This window comes from Streptomyces sp. 3-6 (genome assembly GCF_056323165.1).
In genome coordinates this window covers 167,871-181,751 of record NZ_JBWHZP010000015.1, presented here as the reverse complement: position 1 = coordinate 181,751, position 13,881 = coordinate 167,871, and the positions used below count along the sequence as shown (strand labels likewise).

Annotated in this window: 14 protein-coding genes and 1 rRNA gene; 7 read left to right on the top strand and 8 right to left on the bottom strand. The window is 71.9% G+C overall.

Features of this window, described 5'->3' with window-relative positions:
• Positions 1-25 precede the first annotated feature (25 nt).
• Positions 26-142, top strand: a 5S ribosomal RNA gene (gene rrf / locus AC02VZ_RS20285).
• Between the two features lie 82 nt (positions 143-224).
• The gene (locus AC02VZ_RS20280; RefSeq protein ID WP_432054846.1) at positions 225-803 is read left to right on the top strand and encodes a GNAT family N-acetyltransferase; all 579 of its coding nucleotides are present in this window, start codon (positions 225-227) and stop codon (positions 801-803) included.
• On the opposite strand, the gene AC02VZ_RS20275 is transcribed toward AC02VZ_RS20280, so the two are convergent.
• The 6 genes from AC02VZ_RS20275 to AC02VZ_RS20250 all read right to left on the bottom strand — a co-directional run bounded on the left by AC02VZ_RS20275 (position 792) and on the right by AC02VZ_RS20250 (position 8,030).
• Entirely contained in the window at positions 792-2,372 is a 1,581-nt protein-coding gene (locus AC02VZ_RS20275) for a type IV secretory system conjugative DNA transfer family protein (RefSeq protein WP_432054845.1), read from the bottom strand. The two genes, AC02VZ_RS20280 and AC02VZ_RS20275, sit on opposite strands and share 12 nt — an antisense overlap.
• A 25-nt stretch (positions 2,373-2,397) precedes the next feature.
• Complete coding sequence (locus AC02VZ_RS20270) at positions 2,398-3,807, bottom strand: ATP-binding protein (RefSeq protein ID WP_432054844.1); 1,410 nt, start codon at positions 3,805-3,807, stop codon at positions 2,398-2,400.
• Positions 3,808-3,820: 13 nt separating this feature from the next.
• The gene (locus AC02VZ_RS20265) at positions 3,821-5,377 is read right to left on the bottom strand and encodes an SCO6880 family protein (protein WP_432054843.1); all 1,557 of its coding nucleotides are present in this window, start codon (positions 5,375-5,377) and stop codon (positions 3,821-3,823) included.
• Positions 5,374-6,699, bottom strand: a complete 1,326-nt coding sequence (locus AC02VZ_RS20260; RefSeq protein ID WP_476476049.1) for a hypothetical protein — start codon at positions 6,697-6,699, stop codon at positions 5,374-5,376. The genes AC02VZ_RS20265 and AC02VZ_RS20260 overlap by 4 nt, the downstream gene beginning before the upstream one ends.
• A complete protein-coding gene (locus AC02VZ_RS20255; protein ID WP_476476048.1) occupies positions 6,689-7,522 on the bottom strand; it encodes a DUF8175 domain-containg protein in 834 nt (277 codons plus the stop codon). The genes AC02VZ_RS20260 and AC02VZ_RS20255 overlap by 11 nt, the downstream gene beginning before the upstream one ends.
• A gap of 199 nt (positions 7,523-7,721) precedes the next feature.
• A complete protein-coding gene (locus AC02VZ_RS20250; RefSeq protein WP_006136301.1) occupies positions 7,722-8,030 on the bottom strand; it encodes a hypothetical protein in 309 nt (102 codons plus the stop codon).
• Positions 8,031-8,473: 443 nt separating this feature from the next.
• Between AC02VZ_RS20250 and AC02VZ_RS20245 the strand changes: the two genes are divergently transcribed.
• The 3 genes from AC02VZ_RS20245 (at position 8,474) to ygiD (ending at position 11,492) form a co-directional block, all read left to right on the top strand.
• Positions 8,474-9,421 (top strand): NlpC/P60 family protein, encoded by a 948-nt coding sequence (locus AC02VZ_RS20245; RefSeq protein WP_432054854.1) that lies wholly within the window; start codon positions 8,474-8,476, stop codon positions 9,419-9,421.
• Between the two features lie 205 nt (positions 9,422-9,626).
• Entirely contained in the window at positions 9,627-10,331 is a 705-nt protein-coding gene (locus AC02VZ_RS20240) for a phosphatase PAP2 family protein (protein ID WP_432054840.1), read from the top strand.
• A 141-nt stretch (positions 10,332-10,472) separates the two neighbouring features.
• Entirely contained in the window at positions 10,473-11,492 is a 1,020-nt protein-coding gene (ygiD, locus tag AC02VZ_RS20235; protein ID WP_476476047.1) for a 4,5-DOPA-extradiol-dioxygenase, read from the top strand.
• Between the two features lie 139 nt (positions 11,493-11,631).
• Here the strand turns inward: ygiD and AC02VZ_RS20230 are convergent, their stop codons facing one another.
• Positions 11,632-11,802 (bottom strand): hypothetical protein, encoded by a 171-nt coding sequence (locus AC02VZ_RS20230; protein WP_362101230.1) that lies wholly within the window; start codon positions 11,800-11,802, stop codon positions 11,632-11,634.
• Positions 11,803-11,907: 105 nt separating this feature from the next.
• Here AC02VZ_RS20230 and AC02VZ_RS20225 point away from each other — a divergent pair, with 105 nt between their 5' ends.
• Entirely contained in the window at positions 11,908-12,753 is an 846-nt protein-coding gene (locus AC02VZ_RS20225) for an SCO4651 family lipoprotein (RefSeq protein WP_476476046.1), read from the top strand.
• Between the two features lie 174 nt (positions 12,754-12,927).
• Complete coding sequence (locus AC02VZ_RS20220; RefSeq protein ID WP_432054837.1) at positions 12,928-13,128, top strand: hypothetical protein; 201 nt, start codon at positions 12,928-12,930, stop codon at positions 13,126-13,128.
• Positions 13,129-13,234: 106 nt separating this feature from the next.
• Here AC02VZ_RS20220 and AC02VZ_RS20215 read toward each other — a convergent pair whose 3' ends face one another.
• Positions 13,235-13,591, bottom strand: coding sequence for a metal-sensitive transcriptional regulator (locus AC02VZ_RS20215; RefSeq protein WP_362101237.1), 357 nt, complete (start codon positions 13,589-13,591; stop codon positions 13,235-13,237).
• Between the last annotated feature and the right edge of the window lie 290 nt (positions 13,592-13,881).

Here is a 13,881-nt window from a genome sequence, read left to right as displayed (position 1 = left end):
GGTGCGGTTGAGTGTTTCATAGTGTTTCGGTGGTCATAGCGTAGGGGAAACGCCCGGTTACATTCCGAACCCGGAAGCTAAGCCTTACAGCGCCGATGGTACTGCAGGGGGGACCCTGTGGGAGAGTAGGACGCCGCCGAACAATTTGTGGGAGAACCCCGCACCATTCCGGTGCGGGGTTTTCTGCGTTGTGGTGGGTCTCGGGCTGCTCTACCGTGGCGGTCATGAATGAATCGCCCGTCGGTACCCCCGTGATACGGCCTGTCCAGGCGAGCGAATGGGCGCGGGTGAAGGAGCTGCGGCTGACCGCGTTGCGCGACCCGGTCGCGCACCTGGCCTACCTGGAGACCTACGAGGACGCCGCGGCACGGCCCGACACCTTCTGGCAGGAGCGTACGGCGAACGCCGCTCAGGACGCGGGCGGTACCCGGCAGTTCATCGCCGAGACGGCAGCCGGCCACTGGGTCGGGACGGTCGCCGTGCTCATCGAGGAGGCCGGGACGACGGACTGGGCGGGGATGCCCGTGGCCCGGAGACAGGGGCACCTCGTGGGGGTGTACGTCGCGCCGGAGCACCGCGGCGGCGGGGGGCCGACCCAGGCGCTGTTCCAGGCGGCCCTGGACTGGGCGTGGGAGCGCGGGGCGGAGCGGGCGCGGCTCATCGTGCACCCGGAGAACGAGCGGGCGCTGGGCTTCTACCGCAAGGTGGGCTTCGTCCGGAGCGGGGTGACCGTGCCGCTGGCCGCCAGGCCGCAGGAGCACGAGTGGGAGATGGTGCTGGAACGGCCCGGGTCAGACGGGTAGTTCGGCGTGCGGCCAGCGGGCCCGGGCCTGTTCGCGGGACCGGAGGAGGGCCAGGGTCGGCAGGCCCTGATCCGTGCCGGTGGCGAGGAGCTCCGGGAGGTGGGGGATCGGGGCCACCGCGGCGACGTCGTCCAGGACGAGGGTGAGTGGTGGGTCGAGCCGACCGGAGGATGACCGTGCGGCCATGCGCCGGCCGTGCTCGACCACGCTGGAGGCGAGGGCCGTCAACAGGGGCATGGCCCCCGGGGCGGTGCGGGGATCCTCGATGCTTTCGCCCACCACATAGAGCGTGCCCCCTTCAGCAATGAAGGAATCCAGTGCGAGGGCATCATTTCGGTTGGGTGTGCAGGCTTCCCGCACGTTGACGGTGGACAGGGCGGACAGCGCACGGCTCGTCAGCTGCTGGGCCATGTCGCGGCGTTCGGGGTGGGCGGTGAGGGCCGCCTCCAGTTCGCCGGCGGCGCCGGGGGCCGCCTTGGGGCTGGTGCGCAGGATACGGACGGCGTCCTGGACCTGGAGTCCCTGGGCCCAGCGGTGGACGTGCCGGATGGTGCGGCCGTCGACGGCGGCGGCGTGCACGTAGCTGCGCAGGAGGAGTTCGGCGGTGTCGCTGACGGCCTGGTCGAGGCGGGAGGCGGGCCGGACCGGGGCGAGGAGGGCGGTGGCCCGGGCGACGGCGGTGTCCTTGTCCTCGCAGCCGCTCGTAGGCGACCAGTGCAGGCGGGCCGGGGTGTCGCAGCGGTGGGTCGGGTCGTAGAGGTGGGTGGGGCCGAGTTTGCCCCGGGCGTCCTTGGTCTCCTCCCACAGGGCGGGGTGGGAGGAGAGGACGAGCACGGGGCCCTCCGCGTCCCGCACGGCCTGAGCGGCTGCCTGGTGGCGGGCGTCGGGCGGGCCGTAGCGGACGGCGCCTGCGGTGCGGGAGGTGTCCCAGCCGCCCGCGGACGCCGCTTCCAGGGGTGCCGGGAGCGTCGCCGGGGAGGAGGGGGACGCCGCCACGGGCGAGGGGACCGCCTTCGCCGACCCGGCGGGCTCCGGTGCGGGCTCCGGCGCGGGTGCGGGCGCGGTCGCCGCGGGGGGCTGCGACGCGTCCGGTGCCCTCGGCGTGGGGACCTCGTGCACCACGGCGGGACGCGGCTTCGACGCGTCCGGCATCGGCTGCGGCTCGGGGTGGGCCGGGGCGGCCGTCCGTGCGGCGCGGCGCCGGATGCGGCCGGCCTTCCAGCGGGCCGCGGTGCCCAGGACGAACACCGTGAGCACCATCAGGATCATCAGCTGGCCGATGAACAGGCCCCAGAACAGGCCGTAACCGGAGAGGGCGTCCGCCGGGGTGTCCGGCCAGGCGCCCGGGAGGTCGTGCGGTTCGGCGATGAGGGAGCGCATCGCGAGGGGTGTGCGGGTGAAGGTGACGCCGGACGGCCAGGCGCCGTGGGCGAGGAGACCGGCGAGGCCGGTGGCCGTCCACACCAGCGTCGTCATGCCGAGCAGGAAGCCGAGGATGCCGATCAGCAGCCCGTCGGGGATGCCTCCCCGGCCGTCCGTTCCCCCGCCGTGGCGGTCGTGCGCGCTCACCCGTGTCCTCCCCGCACCCTGCCGCTTACGCCACCGTCGACTCGGAGTCGCCGACGTGGTGCTCCACGAAGGCCGCCGCCCGCTCCTCCGCCTCCAGCTCGGCGGCGCGCAGGGCGTCGTCGGCGAGGTCGACGGACGATTCGGTCATCGCGCGGTCGGTGAAGACCAGCGGGCGCTCCGTCTCGGTGACGAGGTGTTTGACCACCTGCACGTTGCCGTTGACGTCCCACACGGCGATGCCGGGGGTGAGGGTCGGGATGATCTCCACGGCCCAGCGGGGCAGGCCGAGGACCCGTCCCGTCGCCCGTGCCTCGTCGGCCTTCTGGGCGTAGATGGTGCGGGTCGAGGCCATCTTCAGGATGGCGGCGGCCTCCTTCGCCGCCGCTCCGTCCACGACGTCGGACAGGTGGTGGACGACCGCGACGAAGGACAGGCCGAGGCGTCGGCCGAACTTCAGCAGGCGCTGGAACAGCTGGGCCACGAACGGGCTGTTGATGATGTGCCAGGCCTCCTCGACCAGGAAGATGCGCTTCTTCCGGTCGGGGCGGATCCAGGTGTGCTCCAGCCACACGCCGACGATCGCCATGAGGATGGGCATGGCGATGGAGTTGCGGTCGATGTGGGACAGGTCGAAGACGATCAGCGGCGCGTCCAGGTCGATGCCGACGGTCGTCGGGCCGTCGAACATGCCGCGCAGGTCGCCGTCGACCAGGCGGTCCAGGACGAGGGCGACGTCCAGGCCCCAGGCCCGTACGTCGTCCAGGGCGACGTTCATCGCGGCGGCCGACTCAGGTTCGGGGTGGCGCAGTTGCTCCACGATGTCGGTCAGTACGGGCTGGCGGTCGAGGATCGTCTCGGTGACGTAGGCGTGCGCGACCTTGAGGGCGAAGCCGGCCCGCTCGTCGAGGCTGTGGCCCATGGCGACCTCGATGATGGTGCGCAGCAGGGCGAGCTGGCCGGTCGTGGTGATCGCCGGGTCGAGCGGGTTGAGCCGGATGCCGTGGTCGAGGGCGGCCGTCGGGTCGAGCCGGATGGGAGTTATGCCGAGTTCCTGCGCGATGAGGTTCCACTCGCCGACGCCGTCCTCGCCCTGCGCGTCCAGCACGACGACCTGGCGGTCCTTGAAGCGCAGCTGGCGCAGGACGTAAGTCTTCTCCAGGGCAGACTTGCCGTTGCCGGACTCGCCCAGCACCAGCCAGTGCGGGGCGGGGAGCTGCTGGCCGTAGAGCTGGAAGGGGTCGTAGATGTAGCCCTTCCCGGAGTAGACTTCGCGGCCGATGATGACGCCGGAGTCGCCCAGGCCGGGCGCGGCGGTCGGCAGGTAGACGGCCTGGGCCTGGCCGGTGGAGGTGCGCACCGGCAGGCGGGTCGTCTCGACCTTCCCGAAGAGGAAGGACGTGAAGGCGTCGGTGACGACGGACAGCGGATCCCGCATCGGACTTCAGCCCCTACCTTCGAATGCCGGTGGCGAACGGGAGTGTGTTCACGAAGGCGCGGTGGTGCTCGCGGTCGCACCACTCGAGTTTCAGGTACGACTTGCCGGCCGACGCCCTTATGGTCCGTTTGTCGCGGGCCAGGGCCTCGGGGGAGCGGGAGGAGACGGTGATGTAGCCGACCAGGTTGACGCCGGCCGCGCCGCTGGCGAGGTCCTCGCCGCGCTGGTCGAGGCGGCTGTGGGCGGCGATGTCGCGGGGGTCGACGGTGCGGTTCATCTTGGCGGCGCGGGACGCCTCGGCGTCGTCGTTGGTCTTCTCCGTCAGCATGCGTTCGATGGCGACCTCGGTGGGTTCGAGGTCCATGGTGACGGCGACGGTGCGGATCACGTCGGGGGTGTGGACGAGGAGCGGCGCCAGGAAGTTGACGCCCACCGGGGTCATCGGCCATTCCTTCACCCAGGCGGTGGCGTGGCACCAGGGGGCGCGGGTGGCGGACTCTCGGGTCTTGGCCTGGAGGTAGGTGGGCTCGGTCGCGTCCAGTTCGGCCGGCCAGGCGTTGCGCTTCGTCATCGCCTGGATGTGGTCGATGGGGTGGTCCGGGTCGTACATGGAGTGGATCAGCGAGGACAGCCGGCTCTGGCCGAGCGGCTGCCGGACGCGGATGTCGGCCTCCTGGAGGCGGGAGCAGATGTCGGTGAGCTCGCGGGCCATCACGACGGCCAGTCCGGCGTCGCGGTCCACCCTGCGGCCCTGGGTGCGCACGGCGCGGGCCATGGCGTTGGCCTCGGCGGCCAGGTCGCGGGTGTAGTGCATGCAGGCGACGAGGTAGGCGCGGTGCTGCTCGCTGCTGGTGGACACCATGGACTGGAGCTGGTCGTAGGACTGCTGCAGCCACGGCAGCGCCTTGTCGTCGCCGCGCACGGCGACGTCCTTGGCGTGGGCGTCGGGGTCGGCGGGCAGGGTGCGGGCCAGCATCTGGAGGCGGGTGACGAAGCCGTCGCCGTTGGCGACGTGCTTGAGGAGGGTGCCGAAGCGGTCGACCAGGGCCTCCTGGTCCTCGGAGTCGCGCAGGCCGACGCCGGGGCCCTCGATCTCGATGGCCGCGGTGACGGTCCTGCGGTCGGCGTGCAGGAGCACGGCGATCTCGTCCGGTCCGAACGGTGCGGCGAGCCAGGTGATGCGGCCGATGCCGGGGGGCGGGCCGACCTCCACCTCGCGCCCGTCCAGGCGGGTGCCGGCCTCGACGACGGCGGAGCGGTAGGTGGCGCTGTTGCGCAGGGTGCGCTTGTAACTGCGGTTGATCTCGAACCACTTGTAGAAGGTGCGGCCCTTGTAGGGCACGTACACCGCCGACAGGGCGATCATGGGGAGCCCGGCGAGCAGCACGATCCGCACGGACAGGACGGGGACGAGGAGCCCGCACATCATGCCGAGGAACGCGCCCAGGACGATGAGCGCGATCTCGCCGGTCTCGCGGTTGCGGCCGATGATCGCGTTCGGCCGGGCGCGGCCGATCAGATACGTACGGCGGGGCGTGACCGGATGGGACACGTGGGACTCGGTCGTCAACGCCCTTCACCTCCCGTGCGGTTGGTACTGCTGGTGCGGGTGTTGCCGGCGTGCGGTGTGTTCACCGGGCTGGCGGCGCGCGGGGCGGGTGCGGCGGAGGGGACAGTTCCGCCGCCGCCGGCCGGGCGCGAACTGTGGGCGGCCACGCCGCCGGAGGCGGGGTTGGCGGGGCGTGGGCCGGAGGACTGGCCGCCGCCCGCGTTGTGGTCGGCGCGGGTGCTGTGGGTCTTGATGCCCTGCGCGACGAGGGTCGCGGGCGAGCTGATGACGGCGGCGGCCTTGCCCTCGGCGCCCTGCATGATGCGGTTGTTGCGGGAGCCGGCGATCTCGTCGCCGAAGCCCGGCACGAAGCGGTAGATCATCGCGGAGGCGAAGATCGCCAGCAGGATGATGGCGAGGCCGGAGACGACCGCCGAGAAGGCGTCGGGTCCGTCGTCGGCGGACAGGGCGCCGGCGAGCCCCAGCACTATCACGATGACGGGCTTCACCAGGATCACGGCGATCATGATCCCGGCCCAGCGGCGGACGTGACCCCACAGGTTCTTGTCGACCAGGCCCGCGTACACGACGGTGCCGAGCAGGGCGCCGACGTACAGCAGGGCGGCCCGGATGACGAGCTCCAGCCAGAGCACGCCGGCGGCGAGGATCGAGACCAGGGAGACGACGATCAGCATGATCGGGCCGCCGCCGATGTCCTCGCCCTTCTCCAGGGCGGCGGAGAAGGTGCCGAAGAAGGTGTCCGTCTGGTCGCCGGTCGCCTTGGCGAGCACGTCGGTGACGCCGTCGGTGGCCGAGACGACGGTGTAGAGGATCAGCGGGGTGAACGCCGAGGCGAGCACCGTGAGCCACAGGAACCCCATGGCCTCGGAGAGGGCGGTGGTGAGGGGGACGCCCCGGACGGCCCGCTTGGCGACGGCCAGCAGCCACAGCAGGAGGGTCAGGATCGTCGACGCGGCGAACACGACGGCGTACTGCTGGAGGAACGTGGGGTTGGTGAAGTCGACCTGGGCGGTCTCCTGGACGGCCGCGCTGAGCTTCTTGATCGTCCAGGAGGCGGCGTCGGCGCAGCCCTGGGCGAGGGAGGCGAGGGGGTCGAGGGCGGAGGTGGGGGTGTCCAGGCGGGTGGCTCCGCCGCCTCCGCCGCCTTCGCCTCGTTCGCAGTAGTCCCTGGCGGGGCCGACGATGAGATCGCAGTTGTCGTTGGACGGCGAGGGCGTCGGAGACGGGTCGGCAGCAGCGGGAGTGGCCAGCGTCAGGACGGCGGCCTGGACGGCGGCGATGGCTGCGGCGACGCGCAGGACACGGCGCGGATTACCGGGCATACGTGAGGCCTCCGTACTCCTGAACGGCTGTGGCCATCTCGTCGGCCGTGGACGCCTTGTGGTCGCCCGGGACGGGTGCGGGCCCGTCCTTCTGGGCGAAGCTGTAGACCTTCCAGTCGTCGCCGGTCCAGCGCAGCTGAAGCATCATGGTGAACCAGTCGCTGCTGACCGGATTGGTCGTGCTTTCGCCCGCCGTTCCGAAGACTCCGGTGCACCAGACCTCGACCGCGGCGGCGCTGTCCGAGTAGCTGGTGACCTTCGTGCCGATCGGCATGGTGCGTGAGACATAGGTGCTGCCGGCGGCCGCGTTGCCCTTTTCGTCGAGGCCCAGGTTGTTCAGGAAGTCCTTGGTGTAGGCCTTGTTGAAGCGCTCCTGCAGGGACGCCTGCTTGTCCTGGACGAACACCTGCTGGACGATGGCGGTCCGCCGGTCCGGCTTGAGGATGTCCGACGACACCAGCACGACCGCGTAGTTCGCCGCCGCGCTCTCCGCCCCCTGGCGGTCGTGGGCGAAGCCCGAGGGGATGCCGGCGGTCTTGGTGCCCACGGGCTTCTCGCCCGACGGGGCCGTGGCCGCCGCCTTGGGGGAGTCGGCCTCCGGGTCGTCGGTGGCGGAACCGTCTCCCCCGCGGTTGGCGAAGGCGATGGCGGCGATGAGGAGGACCACCACGCCGACGACCGTGACCAGGCTGCGGGACGACGAGCGGCCGGTTCTGCGCGCGCCGCCGTACGGACCGCCGCCGTCGCCCTCGGGCAGGCGGGTCCGGGTCTGGCCCGTGCCTCCGTAACCGCCGGTGGCCTCGTGCTCGTCTCCGAGACTCATGCCGCGTACGCCCCCTCGACGTCGTGCGGAAACACCTCGTACTCCGCGTACTCCTGGTACGACGGTAGCCGTGCTGGTCCCCGCGCGGGCGCGGTGTGGTGACTCGACATCAGGGAGACGCAACCTCAGCCGGTGGGCACGACGGGCGGGTGGGGTGGAGGGGTGCCGGGCGTGCCCGGTGGGGACCGATGGAGCGGGGCTAGACGGCCATGCCGTACACGATGGTGAAGAGGGTGCCGAGTGAGCCGATGATGAACACACCCGTCAGGCCCGCGATGATGAGGCCCTTGCCCTGTTCGGCGCTGAACGTGTCGCGCAGGGCCGTGGCACCGATGCGCTGCTTGGCGGCGCCCCAGATGGCGATGCCGAGGCAGATCAGGATGGCGACCGCCATGACCACTTCGATCATGACCTTGGCCTCGTTGCCCAGGCTGCCGAAGGGGCCCCAGTCCGGAGCGATCCCGCCGATGATGGTGTTGATGTCTCCCTCGTCGGCCGCAAAGAGCATGTAAGTCACCGCCCCTGTTGGGTAGTTCCGCACCCTCTGCGGGCATGCAGAGGTCAGACCTCATTGTCGCCGACAAATGCGCCAACGCATGTCGACTTGGCGTCATTGGCTGGCGTGTTTTGTGTGAATGAAGAGTCGTATCGTCACTCTGTGTATCACGGTATGTTACGCCGGGCAATGAAGTCCGCGAAGAGGGCGGGACGCGTCCGGGGCGAGGGGTGTGGAGGGCGGCCGGGATGCGGCCGAGGTGCACTCCCCGGTCCCGTGCGGCCGGGTCCGGTCACGTCCGGTCCCGTCCGGTCGCGTTCGTGAGGGGGTGACGGCCGGGGGCCGCCTCTACACTGACGGCGGCGGTCGGACTCCCTCGGGGTGAAGGGCGGTTGACGGTGCGTAAGGCGTGGGTGGTGGCGGGCGTCGCGCTCAGCGGTGGGCTCGCCTTCGTCATGCTGCTCGTCGTGGGCGTCTACCTCGTCGCCGGGAACCTCGTGAACGGGGTGGGGGGCGGGGCCGCCAAGGCGCTGGCCAAGGGGGCGGTGCCGGCCGAGTACCAGGAGCTGGTGGCGAAGTGGGGCAATCTCTGCCCGGCCATCAACCCGGCGCTGCTCGCGGCCCAGCTCTACCAGGAGAGCGGGTTCAACCCGAGGGCGCAGAGCCACGCGTCGGCGCAGGGCATCGCGCAGTTCATCCCGGGCACCTGGGCCACGCACGGCATCGACGGGGACGGGGACGGCGACCGCGACGTGTGGGATCCGGCGGACGCGATCCCGTCGGCGGCGCAGTACGACTGCACGCTGGCGTCCTATGTGAAGGACGTGCCGGGGAATCCGACCGAAAACATGCTGGCCTCCTACAACGCGGGGGCCTATGCGGTGATCAAGTACGGAGGGGTGCCGCCGTACAAGGAGACGCAGAACTACGTGGCCCGGATCACCGCGCTGGAGAAGAGTTTCGCGGCGCCGGTCGGCCGGGTCGATCCCTCGAAGCAGGCGGCGGGCGCCATCGCGTACGCGCAGGAGAAGTTGGGCACGCCCTATCTCTGGGGCGGCAACGGCACCGCTGAGCAGGGCGGACGCTTCGACTGCTCGGGTCTGACGAAGGCCGCGTACGAGAGCGTGGGGATCACGTTGCCGCGGGTGGCGAACGACCAGTACAACGCGGGACCGCATCCGGCGCGGGACGAACTGCTCCCCGGTGATCTGGTCTTCTTCTCGGACGACCCGACCGATTCGCGGGCCATCCGGCATGTGGGGATTTACGTGGGCGGTGGGTACATGATCGACGCGCCCCGCCCGGGTGCGGTGATCCGGTTCGACCCGATCGACACCCCCGACTACTTCGGTGCCACCCGGGTGACCGAAGATGGCGCGAAAGCGCTCCCCACCCCGGCGTAGCGGAGCGTGAACCCACCCCCTGAGCTGCGGAGATGAATCTCTCTTCGGTAACGTCTGGGTGATCATTCGGTGGACCGTGGAACGTATGGACGGGGGCCGTGCGTTCCTGTTGGCGTAGCCGGAAGCGGATCTACACACCACGGGGGTGGACAGGGAAGGCGTGCACACCGTGTGCCGCATTACATGACGAAGGGGCCGCAGCACCATGGCTGGACTCGCCGAATCCGGGTCGAACCCCGACGTCGACCTGCTCTACGACATCAACGGCCTGGCCAAGGCGGCCCCGCCGTGGTTCGACCGCGTCATGGAGTTCGTCGGCGAGTACGGGCTGTTGTTCGCCGTGATCCTGATGGTCCTGTGGTGCTGGTGGGGTGTGCGGAAGCGGGGCGGGGAGGACGCGGCGGTCTCGGTCGCGGCGCTGGTGTGGGCCCCTCTCTCGGCGGCCGTGGCGGTGCTGGTGAACGTGCCGATCCGGGGCATCGTCGAGCGGCCCAGACCGTTCCTCGACCACGACGGTCTCGAGGTGCTGGTCTCCGGCAAGACCGACTACTCGTTCGTGAGCGACCACGCCACCCTCAGCATGGCCCTGGCGGTCGGACTGTTCCTGGCCAACCGGAAGTTCGGCCTGGTGGCCATCGTGATGGCGGTGTTCGCGGGCTTCTGCCGGGTCTACATGGGCGTGCACTACCCGACGGACGTGATCGGCGGGCTCGCGCTCGGCACGGCGGTCGCGCTGCTGCTGTCGCCGGCGGCGATGGCGCTGCTGACGCCGCTGATGCGGGCGATCGAGCGGTCGCCCAGGGCGGGATGGCTGGTCGCGGCCCACGGTCGGGACGGGCAGCAGGGCGGGACGGCCCGGGGGCCGCGCCGTGAGGCCTCCGGCCCCGGGGAGCGCGACCTGGCGGCCTGAGCCGCCCGGTCGGCGCAACACGGGCATGCGCGGCGGGTGCTGACGCCCCGTCGGTGCAGCGGGTCGCGGCGCGGGGCCGGGGACAGGACCTAGTCTCGGCGGGGAACCGGTCCCCGGCGAAGGGAAGCGTCCGTGCACGGCATGAGCAGTTCGAGCGGCATGAGCGGTGCGAGCAGTCCGACCGGTGCGACCGGTGCGAGCGGTGCGACCGGTGCGAGCGGTGCACGTGGTGGGACCGGCCCGACCAGCCCGACCGGCCCGAGCGGTGCGACCGGTCCGAGCGGTGAGGGCGGGCCGGACGGGGCCGCCGGGACGCTGATGCCGGCCGCCTTCCTCGGTCACGGGAACCCGATGAACGCCCTGGAGCACAACCGGTACACCGAGGCCTGGCGGCTGTTCGGCGCGTCGGTGCCCAGGCCGCGGGCGATCCTGGTGATCTCGGCGCACTGGTACACCAACGCCACCGCGGTCACCGCGATGCCCCGGCCGCGCACGATCCACGACTTCTACGGGTTCCCGCAGGAGCTGTTCGACGTCCAGTACCCGGCGCCGGGCGCGCCCGACGTCGCCGAGCTGGTGGCCGACGTGGTGAAGCCGACCTGGGTGGGGCAGGACATCGACAGCTGGGGCATCGACCACGGCACCTGGTCGGTGCTCGTGCACGCCTTCCCGGACGCGTCGATCCCGGTGGTGCAGCTCTCGCTCAACGCGTTCAAGGACTTCGACCACCATCTGCGCCTGGGCCGCAGACTGGCCCCGCTGCGGGAGCAGGGGGTGCTGATCATCGGGAGCGGCAACATCGTGCACAACCTGCGGGCGGTCGACTTCCGGCAGCCGGACACCGGCTACGACTGGGCGCTGCGCTTCGACGAGGTGGCGCGCGAGCGGCTGGCCGAGGACCCGGCGGGGGTCGCGGCGCTCGACGGGCACCCCGACTTCCGCCGGGCGGTGCCGACGCCGGACCACTATCTGCCGCTGCTGTACATCGCCGGGCTGGCCGACGACCGGCCGCTGGACCTGCTGGTCGACGGGCATGCCGCCGGTTCGATCTCCATGGCGGCCTACACCCTGGGCCTGGACCGCGATCTGACCGGCGCGGTCGGCGACGAGCCCGCCGCCGATCTGCCCGCCGGATTCCCGGCGCTCGACTCCAACATCTGAGCCGGCCGGAGGCCCTTCCGGCGTTCGCCGGGACCTCGGGGCCGCCCCGGGTGTCATCAGGGACCTCGGGGCCGCCCCGGGCGTTCTCCGGAACCCCGGGGCCGTCCGCCCCGGTCCGGCGGCGCGGTGGCCCGGCGGGTCACCCGGCCGTGTGCTTCTCGGCGTCCGTGCGGGCCTGGCTGCGGGCCCTCCTGGCCGGGCCGCGCCAGCCGCAGGTGCAGCGGGCCGTGCAGAAGCGCCCCTGCTCCGCGGTGGTGGTGGAGTGTTCCTTCTGTCCGACGGGCTCGGGCCGTTCCTGCTGCTGCGCCACGCCGACCACGGTACCGCCCGCCGCGTCGCGCGTGACGGCGGCACCTACCGGTCGTTAACCGCAACGACAGCGGCCCGTGGCGGATCGAGCGGGGGTAGGCGGACGATGGCGGGTGGACCACTGCGGGGCGGGCGGATGCGCCGGGCCGTCGGCGCGCTCGGCGCCGTCGGCTGCCTGGGCCTGACGGCCGGGGCGTGCGCGCAGAGCGGGGCCGCGGCCGGCGGGGCGCCGGCCGGGGATCCGGTGACGGTACTGCGGGGCGCCGCCGACGCGCTGGTGGAGGCCGGGAGCGCCCAGACCCGCACGTCCATGGAGATGGCCAGCGGCGGGACCAGGGTGACCATCCGGGGCGAGGGCGTCTACGACTTCCGGGAGCGGACGGGGCGGCTGAAGGTGCTGCTGCCGCAGGACCCGGCGGGGCAGGAGGTGCGGCGGCCGATCACCGAGCTGCTCGCTCCGGGCGCCCTGTTCATGAAGAACCGCGGGGCCGGGGTGCCCGCCGACAAGTGGGTGCGGGTGGACACCGGCACGCTGGCCGACGGCAACCTCGTCACCGGTGGGGCGACCGATCCGCTGGTGGCCGCCGAGGTACTGCGCGGGACGCGGACGGCCGCGTTCGTCGAGCGGACCGAGGTCGCGGGGACGGCCGTGCGGCACTACCGGGGGACGGCGGACCTCGCGGTGGCGGCGCGCGACGCCTCGGAGCCGAACCGGGGGCCGCTGGGCGCGGCGGCGGAGGGGTTCGCCACCGCCTCGGTGCCGTTCGACGTGTATCTGGACGACGAGGGGCGCATCCGCAAGGTCCGGCACCGGTTCAGCTTCGTGAACGGGACCGAGGAACGGCCGGTCACGGTGGCGTCCACGACGCTGCTGTTCGGGTTCGGCGCCCCGGTGCGGGTGCGGCTGCCCGCCGCGGACGACATCTACGCCGGCCGGATCGCCGAGCAGTGAGCGGCGGGGGACCACCGAGGGGTGACCGGCCGCACCGCCGAGGGGTGACCGGCCGGATCCTCGCGGAGTGACCGGCGGGAACTAGCCCTTACGTGCCATGCGCGGCGCGTGGGCCGCTGCCTACCCTGGGTCCTGTCCGACAGGCCCCGGGACGTCGGTGACGGCAGAGATGAGGTGACGCGCGTGGCCCCCCTCGGAATGGTCCAGGACCACGTGGCTCTCGCCGAGATAGAGCTGTGCGGAGATCTGATCATCGCCGCGTCCGCGGCGCAGGGACGGCTGAGTCTGGAGAGCATCGACGAGGTGCTCCGGGTGGCCGAGGCGCGGACCGCGGTCCAGGAGTCCGGCCGCCGTGCCGGGCCGGGGCGGCGCTGACGCCGTCAAGGCGCCCGGCGGCGGCCCCCGGTCCCGTCCGGGCTCGTCCGGCCCGGGCGCCCGACCCCATCCGGCCCCGGCCAACGTCCGGGCACCGTCCGTCCGGTCAGGTGCGCAGCATCCGGGCGATGGCCTGGGTGGCCTCCTTGACCTTGGCGTCGATCTCGTCGCCGCCCTTGACGGCCGCGTCGGCGACGCAGTGGCGCAGGTGCTCCTCCAGGAGTTGCAGGGCGAAGGACTGCAGCGCCTTGGTGGAGGCGGACACCTGGGTGAGTATGTCGATGCAGTAGACGTCCTCGTCGACCATCCGCTGCAGGCCGCGGATCTGTCCCTCGATGCGGCGCAGGCGCTTGAGGTGCTCCTGCTTCTCGTGGTGGTAGCCGTGGATGCCGCGGTCGTGGTCGGTGACGATCTCCGTCGCCTCGGAGGAGGGCGCTCCGGCGCCGGCCTCGGTGGTCGTCATCGCGTCCTCCTGTGTGTGCTGCCGGTCGTGTGCGGGTGCCCGGTTCGGTGCCCGGTCCGGTGCGTGGTTCGGTGCGAGGTCCCCGTGCGGGCGGCCGGACGGCCGTCGCGTATATACCCCTGGCGGGTATATGGTACCGAATTTCCCTGGGTATAGGACCTGTGGCCGGTGCGGTGCGCGACGGCCGGCGCGGACCTCGGACGGCCCCCGTGCGGAGCAGCGAGCCCGATGGGCGACACTGGGGGACGGCCCGCTCGTCGTGGCCGGATGATGCGCCTAGCATCAGCCTG